General features: G+C 71.0%; 13 protein-coding genes. All 13 read right to left on the minus strand.

Annotated elements, in window-relative coordinates; translation table 11 throughout:
* Positions 1-217: 217 nt before the first annotated feature.
* The 13 genes from ACFC0Z_RS23695 to ACFC0Z_RS23755 all read right to left on the minus strand — a co-directional run bounded on the left by ACFC0Z_RS23695 (position 218) and on the right by ACFC0Z_RS23755 (position 16,289).
* Complete coding sequence (locus tag ACFC0Z_RS23695) at positions 218-1,327, minus strand: M20 family metallopeptidase (RefSeq protein ID WP_376441332.1); 1,110 nt, start codon at positions 1,325-1,327, stop codon at positions 218-220.
* Positions 1,328-1,418: 91 nt separating this feature from the next.
* Positions 1,419-2,699 (minus strand): aspartate aminotransferase family protein, encoded by a 1,281-nt coding sequence (locus ACFC0Z_RS23700; protein ID WP_376441335.1) that lies wholly within the window; start codon positions 2,697-2,699, stop codon positions 1,419-1,421.
* Positions 2,700-2,727: 28 nt separating this feature from the next.
* Positions 2,728-3,996, minus strand: a complete 1,269-nt coding sequence (locus ACFC0Z_RS23705) for an MFS transporter (protein ID WP_376441337.1) — start codon at positions 3,994-3,996, stop codon at positions 2,728-2,730.
* Positions 3,993-5,114 carry an acetyl-CoA carboxylase biotin carboxylase subunit family protein gene (locus ACFC0Z_RS23710; protein WP_376441339.1) on the minus strand — a complete coding sequence of 374 codons (1,122 nt, stop codon included), beginning with the start codon at positions 5,112-5,114 and terminating at the stop codon, positions 3,993-3,995. Before ACFC0Z_RS23710 ends, ACFC0Z_RS23705 begins: the two co-directional genes overlap by 4 nt.
* A gap of 184 nt (positions 5,115-5,298) precedes the next feature.
* Entirely contained in the window at positions 5,299-6,504 is a 1,206-nt protein-coding gene (locus ACFC0Z_RS23715; RefSeq protein WP_376441341.1) for an NAD/NADP octopine/nopaline dehydrogenase family protein, read from the minus strand.
* A 17-nt stretch (positions 6,505-6,521) separates the two neighbouring features.
* The gene (locus ACFC0Z_RS23720; RefSeq protein WP_376441345.1) at positions 6,522-7,442 is read right to left on the minus strand and encodes a TauD/TfdA family dioxygenase; all 921 of its coding nucleotides are present in this window, start codon (positions 7,440-7,442) and stop codon (positions 6,522-6,524) included.
* A gap of 166 nt (positions 7,443-7,608) precedes the next feature.
* Positions 7,609-8,577, minus strand: a complete 969-nt coding sequence (locus ACFC0Z_RS23725) for a TauD/TfdA family dioxygenase (RefSeq protein ID WP_376441349.1) — start codon at positions 8,575-8,577, stop codon at positions 7,609-7,611.
* 27 nt (positions 8,578-8,604) lie between these two features.
* Positions 8,605-9,837, minus strand: coding sequence for an acetyl-CoA carboxylase biotin carboxylase subunit family protein (locus tag ACFC0Z_RS23730; protein WP_376441351.1), 1,233 nt, complete (start codon positions 9,835-9,837; stop codon positions 8,605-8,607).
* A complete protein-coding gene (locus tag ACFC0Z_RS23735; protein ID WP_376441354.1) occupies positions 9,834-11,078 on the minus strand; it encodes an acetyl-CoA carboxylase biotin carboxylase subunit family protein in 1,245 nt (414 codons plus the stop codon). The genes ACFC0Z_RS23730 and ACFC0Z_RS23735 overlap by 4 nt, the downstream gene beginning before the upstream one ends.
* Complete coding sequence (locus ACFC0Z_RS23740) at positions 11,075-12,379, minus strand: MFS transporter (protein ID WP_376441357.1); 1,305 nt, start codon at positions 12,377-12,379, stop codon at positions 11,075-11,077. The genes ACFC0Z_RS23735 and ACFC0Z_RS23740 overlap by 4 nt, the downstream gene beginning before the upstream one ends.
* Positions 12,373-13,746 carry a hypothetical protein gene (locus tag ACFC0Z_RS23745; protein WP_376441360.1) on the minus strand — a complete coding sequence of 458 codons (1,374 nt, stop codon included), beginning with the start codon at positions 13,744-13,746 and terminating at the stop codon, positions 12,373-12,375. Before ACFC0Z_RS23745 ends, ACFC0Z_RS23740 begins: the two co-directional genes overlap by 7 nt.
* 43 nt (positions 13,747-13,789) lie before the next feature.
* Complete coding sequence (locus tag ACFC0Z_RS23750) at positions 13,790-15,079, minus strand: ATP-grasp domain-containing protein (protein WP_376441363.1); 1,290 nt, start codon at positions 15,077-15,079, stop codon at positions 13,790-13,792.
* Positions 15,080-15,281: 202 nt separating this feature from the next.
* Entirely contained in the window at positions 15,282-16,289 is a 1,008-nt protein-coding gene (locus ACFC0Z_RS23755; protein ID WP_376441365.1) for an SGNH/GDSL hydrolase family protein, read from the minus strand.
* Positions 16,290-16,295 lie beyond the last annotated feature (6 nt).

Here is a 16,295-nt window from a genome sequence, read left to right on the forward strand (position 1 = left end):
CGACGATCCGCTTGGCGACGCGCTTGATGCCCTCGGCATCGGCAACGGAGGAGCCGCCGTACTTCTGCACGACAAGGCCCACGTGCGCTCCTCGCGGTTCGTCCCTGCCGCGATGCGGAAGGACGGTCATGACACCCATTGCGTAACTCCTTGAGCGGCCGGTGCCGCGAACACGTCGTCTGTTGGTGGAAGTCGGCCCCCGACGAGGCCTGGGGGCTCACGCCCCGCGGGAGTCCCGGATCGCGTTCACCAGTCCGGTGACGAGGTGCGCCCGCTCCGCCATCGCGTCGACCACCAGGTACTCGTGGTCGGCGTGGGCGCCGCCGCCGACCGCGCCCAGGCCGTCGAGCGTGGGCACCCCGAGGGCGGCCGTGAAGTTGCCGTCGCTGCCGCCGCCGACCGCCTTGCCCTCGATGCCCGGCAGCAGGCGCCGCGCCACCGCGAACAGCTCCGCCGACGCCGATTCCGGCATCGGAGGCCGTCCCACGGCCCCCCGTACGGTGATCTCCGCCTCGGCCAGGTGGGGAGCGAGCGCCGCGAACGCCGACTCGATCCGCTCCTTCTCCTCGGCCGACTCGACGCGGACGTCGACGACCACCGTCGCCTCCGCGGGGACCACGTTGTCCAGGGTCCCCGCGGACGCCACGGTCGGCGTCACCGTCGTCCCGATCTCCGGCCGGCTCAGCGCCGTGATGTCCAGGACCTGGTGGGCCGCCTCGACCAGGGCGTTCACCCCGGCCGCCGGTTCGAGACCCGCGTGCGACGCCCGCCCCTTGACGGTCACGTCGAACGTGCCGCACCCCTTGCGGCCCGTCTTCAGGCCGCCGCCGTCGGCGGCACCCTCGAAGACCAGCACGGCGCCGCACGCGAGGGCCCGCTCCTCGATCAGGGCCCGCGAGGAACCGGAACCGACCTCCTCGTCGGCGGTCACCAGGATCTCCACGCCCGACAGGTCGTCCAGCGCCGCCAGCCCGTGCACGGCCTGGACCAGACCGCCGAGCATGTCGAAGACCCCGGGGCCCGTCGCGTGCCCGTCCACCACCTGGAAGGGGCGCCGCGCCAGCGTGCCCAGCGGGAACACGGTGTCGTGGTGACCGAGGATCAGCACCCGGGGTTCGCCACCGCCGGACCAGTGGACGTGCGGTCCCGCCCCGCTCTCCACCAGGACCGCCTGCCCGCCCAGCCTGCTCTCGATGACCGCCGCGACCGTCATGGCCGACTTGCTCAGGGCGTCGAGATCACGCGACGGGGACTCGACCTCGACGAGCGTCCGCAGGTCCTCAAGCATCGCTTCCACGCTGACGTCAGCGTTCCTGTTCATCCTCATGTCCTCACGGTAGGGGGCACGTTCGCCCGCCGGTCCTCCCGTCCGGTCCGTGAGCCGGGCGGGAGGACCGGGACGGCGGACCCGGGGAATCTCAGAATCCGACCTTCGCGACCACGCGGACGGACTCCTCCAGAGCCGTCAGGAAGTGGTCGTCGGTCTCCGGGGTCTGCGGCAGCGACAGCGTGGCGAAGCCGCTCTTGCCGGTGTAGACGCCCCGCTCCAGCATCTCGTGGAACAGGAGCTCCACCGGTCGCTTGTCCAGGCCGGCCAGGTCGGACGCGCGGCGGATGGGGATGTCCGTGGGGTGGAAGCCCATGAGGGACCCCCAGCCGGTGGCCTGGAAGCCGTGCTCCCGCAGGATGTGGTCGGCGCGCTTGCGCAGGTCCTCGCCGCGCTCGAACAGCGCGTCGAGGCTCGACCGCGTCAGGACGGTGCCCAGCATGGCCGAGCTGGCCGCCATGGAGAACCGGTTGTTGTTGAAGGTGCCCGAGTGGTCGTAGGACCGCTCCCCGCCGCGCGCGATCTGGAGCATCAGCTTCTCGGCGCCGCCGACGACGCCGAATCCGAGACCGCCGCCGATGTACTTGCCCAGCGTCGTCAGGTCCGGACGGACGCCGAGCAGGGCCTGGCCGCCGCCGTACGACATGCGGGAGGTCTGGACCTCGTCGAAGACGAGCACGGAGCCGTTCTCGTCGCAGAGCGTCCTGATCCCCTCCAGGAAGTCCGCGTCCGCCTGGATCCGGCCCCCGGACCCGAGCATCGGCTCCAGCAGCACGCACCCGATCTGCTCGGGCCACTGCGCGAACGCCTCCCGCACGGAGTCCAGGTCGTTGTAGTCGCAGATGACGGCGTCGAAGGGGACGTTCAGCGACGGGCGGCCGCGGCTGAAGCTGAGGAAGCCGCCGTGGTACCCGCCGTCGAACACCAGGACCTTGTTCCGGTCGGCCGCCTTCAGGGCGAGGGAGATCGCCACCAGGTTGGCCTCGGTGCCGGAGCTGGTGAAGCGTACGAGATCCATCGACTCGAACCGCTCGCACAGCATCCGCGCGACCTCGGCCTCCTCCGCGGCGACCGCCCCGAACGACCACCCCTTCTCCAGGACGGCCGCGAGGGCCTCCCGTACGGCCGCGGGGTTGTGGCCCGCGAGGCCGACGCTGTAGTCGCCCAGGTAGTCGAGGTACTCGAGGCCGTCGACGTCCGTGAGCCGGCAGCCGGCCGCGGAGGCGACGGTGAACGGGTACGGGTCGAAGTCCAGCACGGATCGCGTGGTTCCCGACGGCAGGTACGTCCTGGCCCGGGCGTGCCGCTGCTCGCTGATCGGACGCTTCGCGGCGTACCGGCGGTACGCGTTGTCCAGCGCGGTGGTGATCAAGGAAAACTCCCTTGGGGTAGTGAAGAGTTCAGATTTCGGAGTTCGAAGTTCGGAGTTCTGGGCGCGGAGGGTCCTGGGCCCTCTGCGCGGACCACATGGCCGTGGCGATCAGCGCGCCGACGGCGACCGGGGCCATCCAGACGAAGGGGTCGTCCAGGGACACGGTGTAGCCGAGGATCACGGAGGACAGCGCCGCGCCGCTGATGACGGCGGCACGGATCACCGCGTTGACCCGGCCGAGCAGCTCGTTGGGGATCGCGTTGAACCGGTACTCGTTCGTGGTGACGTTCATGCCGCCCGCGCCCATCGACGACAGGAAGAACCCCGTCACCAGCGCGATCGGCTGTCCGAAGAGCAGCAGCACGCCCCCCAGGGCGCAGACCCCGAACCAGATGCCGATGCGCTGCTGAAGTCCGCGCTCGCTCGCGATGCGCGGAGCGACCCACGCGCCGGCGGCGGCGCCCAGCGCACCGAGACCGAGCACGACGCCCGTGGTCTCGGGACTCCAGTGCCAGCGCGTCTGCGCGATGACGACGAGCACCGTCGGTACGGCTCCGGCGCCGAGGTTGTAGACCGCCATGGCCGCGGTGAGCCGCCGCACCTTCCTGAGGTGCCAGAAGGAGCTGAGGCCCTGCGCCAGCATCTCGCGGAAGTCGCCCGTCTCGCCCTTCGCGGCGGTGTGCGCGGGCAGCGACATCGCGGCGGCGGCCGTGACCAGGAACGTGGTGGCGTCGATCCAGAGCGCGCCCGAGGGGCCCAGTGAACCGATGACGACACCGACCACGGCCGGCCCCACGAAGCGGACCAGCGAGATGGTGGTCGTGTACCTGCTGTACGCCTTCGCCAGGCCGTCGGCCGGGGCGAGGGCGGGAATCAGCCCGAAGTCGCTCGTCAACTCGGAGGTCAGGCCGCCGCATCCGATCAGGAAGAGCAGCGCGAGCACCGGCAGGACGGTGTCGTCCGAGATCATGAGCGGCAGCAGGCCCACCATGACGCACTGCGCCACCTCGCACCAGATGAACACCCGCCGCCGGTTGAACCGGTCGACGACGACACCGAGAACGGGCGAGAGCGCGTACGGCGCCAGCTGGACGCCGAAGGCCAGCGCCGCGATGACTCCGGAGCCGGTGACCGAGAGCAGGATCCACGGCATGGCGAAGTTCAGGAACGTGTTGCCGAGCTTCGAGACGGCCGAGGCGCCGGTGAAGATCCAGAAGTGCCGCATCGAACCGCGCGGGCGGTTCTCCTCGGCGCCGTCCTCCCGCGCGACGTCGGCGGAGGCCACCTCGCTGGTCACGGCCTCGGCTCCGCCCGCGGTCCCGGCTCGTCGCCCTCGTCCTCGTACTCGACGACGAACCGCTTCTCCAGCGCGCTGACCAGGCCGGGGATCCGGTCGACCGAGTCGACCCGGCAGTGCGCCATGCCCGCCATGCTCGTGGAGTAGAGCATCCCGGAGATGCGGGCGCCCGGCGCGATCTTGATGTCGACCTTCTCGACCTCGGGGAAGTCCGCGAACACGTCCGGGCCCGGTACGCGGCTCACGACGCCCGGGCGGACCGGGAACATCAGGAAGGCGAAGATGCCCTCCGCCGGCTCCGGAGTCCACTCCAGCGGCCTGTTGAGCTCCGTGGCCAGGAAGTGCTCCCAGACGTCGAAGCCGTAGGCGCGCCGGAGGGTCTGCGGGATTCCCCCGCCTCCCGGACGGCAGGCGATCTCCCCGACGACGAGGCCGTCCCGGGTCCGGAAGACCTCCAGGTGGGTGACCGAGTCGGAGAGCCCCATGGCCCGGACGACCTCGCCGTGCAGCTCGGCGAGTTCCCTCGCCTCGTCGCCGTCCGCCGGCAGGGTGTGGGACCCGAACACGGAGCCCTTCCCGCGAAGGGGCGGGCGGGTGTACTTCGACACGGAGACGAACCGCACCTCGCCGTCGTGGACGAGCCCGTCGCAGTGGTACTCGTCCTCGAACTCGACGAAGTCCTCGATCAGGAAGGGCGCTTCGTCGTTGCTGAGGAGCGGGCCGTCGGGCCGGCTGATGGCGGCGATGTCGGACTCGTCGCGCACCACGTGCACGTTGGCCGCCCCGTCCCCCCAGGCGGGCTTGATCACCGCCGGCAGCCCGTGCCCGCGCAGGAACGGCCCCACGCTCTCGGCCGACGGGGCCAGCGTGCAGCGCGCGACGGGCAGTCCCGCCCGGCGGAGCCGTGCCTTCATCGCGTTCTTGTTGCAGAAGGCGTGGGCCACGTCGAAGGGAATGCCGGGCATTCCGAGGTAGCTACGGAGGTAGCCCGCCGTGGGGATCGAGCTCTCGGCCGGCGCGACGACGGCGTCGAACGTGTAGCGGTTCATCAGGCCGAGGGTGGCGTGCCTGACCTCGTCCAGGTTCTGGACGTTCTCGACGAGGGTGACCGACTCCATGCCGGCCGTGTCCGGATAGTCCGGCAGACAGCCGGGCTCCGTGACGAGGGAAAGGCGCAGGCTCGGATCCTGCAGGATGCGGGTGACTAGCTCTTGCCGGCGACGGTTCACAACCAGGACGTCGCGGACGCGCTGAGACATGACGGAATTCAACTTTCGATTGACACGCGTGGGCCGCGGAGCCTCAGGACATGCTCAGCGCGGGGGCGCGATGCGGTTGGTTCAGCAGCTGCCGGACGTCCTCGACCCCGCCGTCGATCCGGTCGAGGTACGGGAGGTACGTCGTGCAGGAGCCCGGGTCCGCCCCGATCTCCCGCAGCCCCGCCTGGACGTCGTCGAAGTACGACTCGGTGTGGGGCATCTCCAGCCCGGCCGTCCCGGCGAGCCAGCGGATCGTGTGGAAGGCGGGTACGTCCTCCAGGACGACGCGCGAGGCCCGCAGCTCGGGGATGCTGCCGCTCGACAGCGACCGGTACATGCCGCGGCAGGACTGCATCATGTCGTAGAACGTGTCCTGGGCGGGGAGCCCGTACTGCCGCTGGATGATCTCCGGGAACGTCTGGGCCTCGGCGCCGAGCGTCCGTGCCAGCAGCACGCGCTCCCTGTCCAGCAGGTCGAGCCGGGCGGCGAGCTCGGGCGAGATGCCGTCGATGTAGTGCGTGTAGCGGATCCCCGCGCGCGTCTTCTCCAGGTTCGGGGGATCGAGCGCCACGCCCACGTGGATGATGTAGCCGAGCGGGTTGAACAGCAGGTCGATGCCGTCGCAGACGCGCATGTCCGGCCAGGACGGCCGGCCGATCCGCTCGCCGAGCGGGAACATCCGGCGCAGCCGGTCGAGCGCCGTGTCCGGGTCGAGCGAGTACACCGACACGTTCACGGAGATCTTGCGCTTGTACTGGATCCTCGAACCGATGACGCGCGTTCCGTAGAACGAGTCCTCGACGAGGATGATCGACGTGTCCCGCAGACCGGGCGAGTCCCTGATCCACTGCGCGAGGACGGGCTGTCCGCCCTGGCCGCCGCGCACGAAGACGATCACCTTGCCGGCGAGGTCGACCGTGCGCTCGAAGTGCTCCAGCAGCTCCAGTCTGAGCTTGGGTATGTCGGGAACCGTCACGACGACGGTGCCGGCGTTCTCCAGGACGCGGCGGCCCTCCTCGCTCCAGAGCGAGGCGAACTGGTTCTCGGACAGTGCGCAGGTCTCCTCCGCACCGGTCATGAGGTTCTCCATGACCAGCCGGGTCCAGTCCTTGCTGCGCTCCCGCATCGAGGCGGGGTCTCCGAGGGAGAGGAGGTGCGCCGTGAGTCCGTGGTGGGACTTCGTGAGCTCCAGGTCCGCCAGCAGGGTGAGGCCGACGTGTCCCGCTCCGATGATGACGATGTCGGACATCGCGTGAACCGCCTTGTCTAGCTGCTGAGGTGGACCATGGTGTTGCCGTGGCGCGCCGCCACCGCGTCCGGCAGGACGTAGGAGCGGAGGAGCAGTCGCTCGCACTTGTCGGGCTGGATGGTGTCCCGGCCGTGCACGCAGTGGTCGTTCGGGATGAGCACCGACTCGCCCTTGCGGATCGAGATGCCGAGGCGACGGCCGACCTCCAGGGCGGCCCGGCTCAGGTCGGTCAGGGCCTGCGACGCCCGCTCCGCCTCGGCCGGGGAGAGACCGGCGGCCGGGGTGTAGGTGCCGAAGTTGAGCCGGACGACCGGCGGCTTGCCCTCTTCCTCGACGAGCAGCTCCATGCGGCGTACCCGCTCGTGTCCCCAGGACAGCGCCGAGCCCGAGCGGGCCTCGAACTGCCGGGTCCGCAGGACGTCCTTGGTCTCCTCGTCGAGCAGGGCCAGCACGTCGCGGGCCGGGGCCAGGAGGGTCTTCGGCACCTCGCCGGACGCGATGTGCGGGACGAGCACCAGCGTCCGGGGGCGGCAGTTGTCGCTCGCCCAGGCCAGGTCGTTGTGCATGCTCAGCAGCTCGACGCCGGAGCTCTTCTCCGAGGAGAGCGTGGTGGGCCGGATGTCGGTGATGTACGAGTGGTTGTACTCGGCGTACGCGACGCAGGCGCCGATCGCCTCGCCCAGCAGCAGGCAGAGGATCTTGCTCCGCTCGACGTCGTCGAACTGCGGGAGGTTCCGCACGTGGACGGCGTCCCCGTCGGAGTGGGCGAAGGCCTCGATGATGTAGGGAAGCTCGGTACGGATGTCCAACTGCTGCCGTACGTAGGACAGATAGCGGAACTCGGTCTGTCCCGGGCAGTTCTCCAGCACCGTCTCGACGAGTTCGGCGAGACGCCGCTGATCGTCGGGCGTGAGCTCGACGACGGGCAGGGTGCGCATGGGGGTACTCCTTTGAGGTCTTCCGGTGAGGTCTTCCGGGCATGGCCGGCACCGGTGCCGGGTGGCCGACGGCGAACCGACGGGGATCCCGGCACCGGGCAGGGGCCAAGCGGGGGTGGGGGGAGTGGGGGGTGTGAGGGTGGGGGGAAGGGATCAGGCGAAGGGATCAGGCGAAGGCGACGAAGACCTGGCGGTCGCCGCTGTAGGGCCGGCGGCCGTGCATGGCCGCCCGGTTGTCGACCAGGAGGACGTCACCGGCCTCCCACTCCACCGCCACCTCGCACTCTTCGAGGGTGGTGCGGACCAGCTCCATGTACGCGGTGGGGATCTCCGTGCCGTCGCCGAAGGTCGCCCCGTAGCCGATCCAGGTCTTCCAGCGCTCCATGTCCGTCACGTCCGGAACGGTGCTGGGGTCCTTCCGCCAGATGTGGGTCTGGTTGAACCAGGACTGGCGCCGGTCCGCGCCGACCTCGACGGTGCCGGGCGTCCGGTTGGTGGTGAGCAGGCCGAGGGGGGTCCACTCGGCGGTCGTGTAGCTCGACCGGCAGTGCGCGATGACGTCGTCCCGCGCGTCGGTCTCGAACGTCTCCGGCCAGGACTTGATGCCGCTGGGGTCCCCGGCGGCGTTCGGCAGGTGCTGGATGTAGGTGACGCCGCGGTCCCGGAAGGCCTCGCGGACCTCGGCGGGAAGGGCCGCGTACACGCGGTGGCCGTCCACGATGGTGGTGGCCCCGCCCTCCGCCGCCACGACGCTGCAGCCGAAGACGAGCCGCTCGGGGTGCCAGGGCGCGTAGGAGAGCTCGTTGTGGGCCCGGACCGCACGGGTCCTGTCCGGCCCGGAGGCGTTGTAGACGAGCCCCCTTTCCGCGTGGCGCGGGGCGTCTCCGCCCTTGTACGCGGCGAGGTCGCCGAGGAGGCTCCGGGCGACGTCCTCGAACTCGTCGATCGAGAGGACGTCGAATCCGCGGAAGAGCACCGCGCCGGTCTCCGCCATGAGACGTTCCACCGTCTCGCGCTGCTCGGAGTCGATCTTCGCGAGGATCGCGGCCGGCGTCGGTTCCTCGTCGACCAACTGGACGACCGAGGGGAATCCCGGTTCGAAGGAAAGGGACCCTACGGTCTTCTTGGACATCATGATGGTCGTTCTCCGTATTCGTTTACATCATGCCGTTTCGGTCACGACCGCTTCGGCGAACCACGAGCGGAGGGAGCGGATGCGGTCGACCGCATCCCCCTCGGTGGCCGCGCGGACGATCGCGGACCCGGCTCTGCGGACCGTGTTCTTGGTCATGTCGGGGGTGGGTGCTCCCACGACCTGGTCGACCGTCCCCTGGAGGACGCCGGGTCTGGCCAGGAGCTCGTCGACGGTCGGCACGCTGACCGCGGTCCCCTGGGGGGCGCGCAGGAGGGTGCAGCCGAACGCGTCGGAGGAGACGACGGGGATCCCGGGGGGAAGGCCCGCCGCGGCCTTGGCGTGTTCCTCGACCAGGTTCAGGCCGAACTTGGCCTGGAACACCTCGATGATTCCGCCGCCGCCCGCCCGTGCCGCGCACTCCGAGAACCAGAGTCCGTCGTCACCGGCGAAGACCTCCATGTGGAAGACGCCGTCGGTGAGACCGAGGGCCTCCAGGCACGACAGCGCGAACTTCTCCGCGGTCGCGTACACGTCCTCGTCCCTTCGCGGGTCGAGCATGTACGAGCCGTTGATGCCGCCCGCCTGGATGTCGAGGTTGTTGGTGAGATAGCGGGAGGCGGCGAAAGCGGTGAGACGCCCCTCGAACAGGCAGCCGTCGAGGTGCATTTCCCGGCCGGCGACGAACGATTCCAGCAGGAACGGTCCGGCGCCGGGGTCGGATTCCAGGAGCGTGCCGAGCCGCTCCCTGAGGTCTTCGGGCGTGTCCACGCGATAGGTGTGCGACGTACCGGCCCCCGCGACGGGTTTGATCACCGCGGGCAGCCCGACGAGGGCGACGCGCGGATCGCCGAGGTCGTCGAGGGACGCCAGGAGGGCGGTGTCGGCGACGGGGATTCCGGCCCGCGCGACGGTCCGCTTCTGCACGTACTTGTCGCGGAACCGCAGGGCGGTGGTGACGTCGGTGCAGGACCTCAGGCCGAGGAGCTGCGCCAGGGCGGCTCCCGCGACGAGGGCGAACTCGTCCGCGGTCCAGACGGCCACGAGGTCGGAGACCGGGGTGTCCGACCGGTCCAGGGCCCCGAGCAGCGCCTCGACGCAGGTGATGTCGCCGCAGGGAAGGAGGACGCGGTCGGCATTGGCCCGGAAGCGGACGCCGGGGTACTTCGCCGTCTCGACGAGCGTGACGTGGGGGATGCCGGCGCGCTCCAGGGCGTCCTCGACGACGGGCTTCCAGCCGACGACGAGGATGCGCCCGCTCACAGCTGCTCCGGGTGGGGGGTGATCACCGTGGACTCGTCGAACCACCGCACGACGTCGTCCAGGGCCCGCCGTACGTCCTTGTGCGAGGCACCGTGGACGACGGCGGAGGCGATGTGCGCGCTGCTGTGCGCCGCGTCGCCCAGGTCGCTGCCGATCTCCGCGGTCAGGCGGTACTGGTCGACTCCGTCGACGGGGCACGAGGTGGGTGCCTCGTCGAGCGTGCCGGCCCGGCCGGGGAAGATGACGAACCCGGCCAGGCGGTCCGGCGACTCGACGGCCTCGGGCGGCGGGAACCCGCCTCCCTCGGCGTACACGCACGCGGCGACCGTGTCCACGCCGTAGGCGAGCTTGCACGCCTCGTAGATCTTTCCTCCGCCGACGCGGGAGGCGATCTCGTTCAGCAGCAGGTCGCCCTGCGGGGTCAGGAACGCCTCGGCGTGGAAGACGAAGGACTCCGGGGTGGGCAGCGCCTCGACGGTCCGCAGGGTCAGCTCGCGCAGGGGCTCCGTCAGCGGGTCGTCGGCGTCCAGCATCGCGCTGGTGACGCCCACGCCGTCCCGGTAGGACAGGCAGGATCCGCACGCGGACACCGAGGTGAAGACCAGCTTCCCGTGCGCGACGAGCCCGTCGACGTGGAACAGCTCGTGCTCGATGTACCGCTCGGCGAGCAGCGGAGCCCCGTCGTCCCCTCCCAGTTCGGGGTGGCGGGCCGCGTAGTCGGCGAGCTCCGCGGGGTCGCGCAGGACCTCCACGCCCATGGACCCGCCGCCGCGCCGGGGCTTGACCACGATCGGGTAGCCCTGTTCGGCGGCGAACGAGTGGAGCGCGGTGGCGTCCGGGACGGCGGCGAACGGCGCCACGGGCACCCCGGCCGCGGCGAGCGTCTGCTTCATCCGCAGCTTGTCGCGGAAGGCCTCGGCGCTCTCGACGGTCTGCCCGGCCACCCCCATGGCGGCCCGCAGCCGCGCGGCCCGCAGGAGGTCGAACTCGGAGGTCGCGACGACCGCCTCGAACCCGTGCGCGGCGTGCAGCTCCAGCGCCGTCTGCTCGACGAGCGGGTTGCCGTGGAAGTCGGGCAGCACGACCGCGTCGGTGTAGCCGGCGAGTTCGGCCCGGGCCTTGTCGGGGTCCGCGCTCACCCCGTCGGCCGAGGAGAGCAGCACCACCTCGTGGCCGGGCCCCAGCCACTTCAGATACGTGGTGGTGGCCAGCTTCCACCGGTTGATGACCAGGATCTTCACGATGTCTCCTTCTCGACGTACGTGGCGTTGGCGGGGAATGCCGCCGCCGCGAGGAGCGGCACCGCTCCGGCCGCGAGGAAGACCCAGGAGAGGCCGACGGTCGCGGCGAGGGTTCCCGCGATCAGCGAACCGAGCGGGAAGACGCCCCAGGTGATCCACCGGTAGGCGGCGTTGACGCGGCCGAACAGGGCCGCCGGGATGGTCGTCTGGCGGTACGAGACGATCGACACGTTCCACACGATGACCACCAGGCCGTAGCAGAACAGTCCCGCCGCGACGACCGGCACGCTCGGCACCGCGAGGGCCAGGAAGCACAGGCCGAGGACCGGGCCGCCGTACCGCATCAGCGGCTGCTGCCCGAAGCGCCGCACCAGCCGGCCCGTCAGCGGACCCGCGAGGACGCTGCCGACGGCGAGGCAGGAGAGCAGCAGGCCGTACGTCGTCTCCGAGAGCCCGAGCCGGCCGGGGGCCACCGCCCACAGGGGCAGGAGAGTCAGGCACATGGAGTACGAGAGGTTGTTCGCGGCGGCGGCGACGGCCAGCCTGCCGAGGTCGGGACGGCCGCGGAAGTAGCGGAGCCCTTCGCCCAGTTCGGAGACGAGCGCCTTGAAGGACACCTTGCCCTTGGCGGGGGCCGTGGCGGGGCTCGTGGCGCCGGCGGGGGGCTGCGCCGGGGCCGTCACCGGGTCCGGCACGGTTCCGCCGGGGAGGCGTCCCAGGGCCCAGACGGTCACGGCGTACAGCGCGGCCACGGTGGCCAGGCCCTGCCCGGAGCCGAGCGCGACGACGAAGCCGCCGAGGGCCGGGCCGAGGAGCTGGGCGAGGAACATCTGGGTCGACTGCACCGAGGAGTTGGCGCGGGGCAGCTGGTCCTTGTCGACCAGCCGGGGCAGCGCCGACTGCGCGGCGACGTCGACGAAGGTGCCCGCGCAGCCGATCGCGAAGGCGGTGACGGCGAGCAGCCACAGCGGCAGCCGGTCGAACACGGCCAGCAGGCACATCACCGTCATCAGGACCAGCCGGAGCCCCGAGGCCCAGCGCATGACCGTGCGGGGTTCGTAGCGGTCGGCGACGACGCCCGCGGGCAGGGTCGCGACCAGCCACGGCAGCCGGACCGCGAGGCCGACCATCGCGACGGCGAACGCCGAGCGGGTGATGCCGAGCGCGAGCAGGGGCGTCGCGATGCGGTAGATGCCGTCGGCGAGGTCGGAGCTGACCACGGCGGACTGGTAGATGCGGAACGGCTTGCCCAGCGGCTTCCTGTCGGTGTGCGCGGCGCTGGGCCGGAGGAGGGTCAGCACGGCCGGTCCACGAGGACGACCGAGCTCATCCGGGCTCCGTGGTTGGCGTTGAGGACCTGCCCGCCGGCCGGGACGCCGTGCCGGACGAGGACGCCGGTGGCGCGCCCGCCGAAGAGGAACGGGCCGAGCACGAAGGGGACTTCGGCGCGTTCGACGGCGCCCGTCTCGGCGTGCGAGAAGTCCATGGTGATGAGGTCGGGTTCGGCGAAGCGCTGGATGATGTACGGGTGGCTCGCCCGCGCCGCCGCGGCGAGACCCGCCTCCCACTCGGCGTCCGAGACCGTCGGACCGAGCAGGACGCCGGAACCCCCGTACCCGCTCGTGGGCTTGAGCACCAGCTCGGCCCGGTGTTCACGGGCGTACGCGAGCAGCTCCTCGTCCATGACGCCCGGCGTGGACAGCAGCGCCGTCCACGGCACGTAGGTCTCGACGAGCCGCCGGTCGGCGGCGTCGAGGAGCTCCGCGTCGGCCCAGAGCCAGGCCAGCGTGGTCTTGTCGCTCAGCAGCCAGGCCGCCTCGTCGGTGTGCATCCCGACCCGGTCGTCGCGTACGGCGCGGATCAGGGCGTCCAGGCCGGGGCTGGGCGGCTGGTCCCCCTGGAAGAGCCGGAACACGGCGTCCACGGGCCTGCCGTCGAACGTCAGCCGGCCGGTCTCGTCGGTGGTCAGGTCGTCCATGGCGCAGGCGACCGTGTCCAGGCCGTGACGACGGCCGCTCTCGCACATCGGGGCCATCCACGCGATGAACGCCTCGGCGTTCTCCAGACCGGGCGGCGTCCCCTTGCTGAAGGCGGGGATGACGACACGGGCTCCCTCGGGGAGACCGAGGGACGAGCGGATGACCGCGGACCGGGCGTCGACCGCGGAGTCGGGGGCGCTGAAGACGGGCGTCCCCTCGCCGTCCAGGTCCTGGCAGACCTGGTGGAAACGGCGGGCCAGGAGATCGGCGTGGAGCGTGCCGCCGATGGCGCCGTCGATGTTGAACTCGACGAACAGCGGCACGCCGGCGGAGTAGACGATGTCCGGCCGGGCGGAGACGAGCAGGTCGTCGCCGAGGAGGTCGTCCTGGCGCAGCAGAGGAGTGTCCTCCGCCGGCACCCGGAGGACCTCCAGCAGCTCCCGGACGGTGCCCGCCCGGCGCCGGCACGCCTCCAGGACCAGCCGCATCAGGCGCTGCGACACCACGCCGAGCTCGGCGTAGTGGTCCCGGTCGAGGAAGACCGGCCGAAGGGGCCGCCACGGGCCCTTGGATCCCGAGATCCCGTCGTGCACGTCCGCGACCCGGGCCGCCGCGTGCTGGGTCAGCGCCTCGCGTACCGCCGCGGGAAAGCGCTCCCACTGATCACCCGAGGTGCTTCCTCCGGGCATGCCTGTTGCTTCCACAATCTCTCCTGTGTCCTCGCCGATGGCGCTACAGCGCGTACTTCGCGATCTCGAACCCGAGGGCTTCCTCCAGATCCGCGATCAGTTCCAGACCGCGGGCTCTGGCCTGCTCGGTGGTCTCCGCCGGGAGGCAGCAGAAGCCGAAGACCGTGAAGTTGCCCATCTGCTTGGGGATGTGCTGCCCGCTGCTGAGGTTCAGGGAGTACGCGATCGGCCCGTGCTTCTCCTTGATCCGCTCGATCCGCTCCTCCACGCCCTCGGGGAGCACGCCGCCGGTCACGCTGCCGAGGGCGATGGAGATGCCGGCGGAGCCGAACGGCGGCTGCTGGACGGCGAATTCCTCGCCCAGGTGCTCCTGGACCAGCAGGCGGAACGGGTCGTCCCCCGTGATGTGCCGGTAGACGAACGGCGCCATGCCGCCCATGATCCGGCCGTTGACCTCGACGAGGACCGGGCCGTCCGCGGTCATGATGAACTCGACGTGGTAGAGGCCGACGGTCAGGCCGAGTTCGGTGAACACCGCCTGCATGTAGTCCTTGACGTCGGCCTGTTCCGCGCTGTCCAGACCGGCCGGCAGGACCGCCGCGACCTCGTACAGGGCGTTGTGCGTGGCCTGCTCGCGGCGGGCGATCATGAAGATCTCGATCTCGCCGCCGTTGGCGACGATCTCCGCCGAGTGCAGGACGCCCTGGACGTACTCCTCCATGAGCAGCTCGGTGCTGACCAGGGTCGAGAGCGTGCGGCTCAGCGCCTCCCGCGAGGCCGGCAGCTCCTCGAAGTACGCGGTGACCTCGTCCTCGGTACGGGCGATGGCCACGCCCTCCTTGCCGGCGCTGCGGCTCGGCTTGATGACGACCGGCAGGCCCAGGTCGCGGGCGGCGGCGAGGGCCTCCTCGCGGGTCTCCACGCGGAAGTGGCGGGCCGAGCGGATGCCGGCGGCCTTCAGGGCGTCCCGGCAGCGGTCCTTGGTGACGGCCGTCTCCATGGACCGTACGGACGTCGTCCGGATGCCGAGGGCCTCGGCGGCCTTGACGGTGGGGACGACGGCCGGCTCGGAGGTGGTGAGGACGGCGTCGATCCGCCGGTCGGCGTGGATCTTCTTCAGGGCGTCGAGGAGGTCCGCCTCCAGGTGGTCGATGGTGACGACCTGGTCGGCGTGGGCGAGTGCCGCCCGCAGACGCTCCTCCGGCGTCTTGCCGAGCTTGAGGGCGGAGGCGTCCCCGGGCTGGACGAAGGTCACGAAGTGGCCCATGTCCTTGGCTGATTCGAGGGCGGGGAGGGTGGGGCCGGTGCTGTCGACGAAAACTACGTGGGCCATGTCGGGGTGCCTCCTAGAACATGGGGTAGATCGAGGAATCCGGCTTGGTCTTCTTGGACGAGCCGAAGATCCGCCGGAAGAAGGACAGGAGGGATGTCATGGGGTGTGACTCCGTGGGTTCCGTGAGTTCCGTGGGTGCCGTGCGGGCCGTGTTGGCCCTGCGGGCCGTGCGGGCGGAGAGAGGGCGCGGGGGCCCGGCCGCCTAGAGGAGCTGGAGCAGCTTCCTGGCGACGAAGTCGTGACCCTCGTCGTTGAAGTGGATCCGGTCGACGAACAGCCACTGGTCGTCGGTGATCGCGTCGGCGAGCACGGGGCTGAGGTTGACGAAGCCGACGCCCATCTCCTTCGCACCGGTCTCGATGCGGGCGGCGTAGTCGAGGTTGACCTCGGTCCGCAGGATGTCGCCGTAGGTCGCGGTGAAGCCGCCGATGGCGTCGAGCTCGGCGAAGATCTCCTCCTCCTCGGGGGAGCCCGTCGGGCGGACCCAGCCCGCGAGCGGCTGGAGGACGTAGGTGAGCTTGGCGCCCAGGTCCTTCGCGACCGTCTGCCACTGCCGGAGGTGGCGCAGGGTCAGGTCGGTGGCGTAGTCGAGCTGTTCCTCCATCGACGGGACGGCCTCGTCCCGCTCCGGGCGGGAGGCGCCGATGCCGCGCAGCCGCTGGAACACCGAGGGGGAGTCGGCGGCCTCGGCGGGCAGCGCGTCGAAGAACTGGCCGGCGTTGAAGAAGGCCCCGTGGTCGCCGCGCCGCGACTGCGGCTGGCGCGCCAGACCGAGGTTGTTGAACCCCGAGAAGAGGACGATCTCCTCGACCTTGGGCAGCAGGTGCCGGTAGAGGGTGAGCAGCAGCAGCTCCTGGGTGGAGTTGAAGCTGCGGCCGCCGAAGTTCAGCCAGGGCTCGGGGCGGGGGTCGTGGGCGGTCAGACGGGACGGCAGGGTCCAGTCGTCGCCGGCGGCTCCGATGCCGAAGACGGTGGAGCTGCCCGCGAGGAGGCGGACGGAGTCGATGCCCTCGTGGTCGGCCACGGAGACGGGCCGGCCGTCGGCGGTGGTCGCGTAGCGGAAGCCGACGGAGTCGGTGTTCACGGTCGTGGAGCGGTGGCCGGCGGGGTGGAAGTACATGAGGTACGGAAGCCAGCGGACGTCCCCGCCGTCGGTGAACTTGGCCTCGTAGTCCTGCATCTGTGGCGTGAGTCGGGCTCGCGCGGACATGGCGGT

This window comes from Streptomyces sp. NPDC056144 (genome assembly GCF_042264145.1).
Taxonomy (GTDB): Bacteria; Actinomycetota; Actinomycetes; order Streptomycetales; family Streptomycetaceae; genus Streptomyces.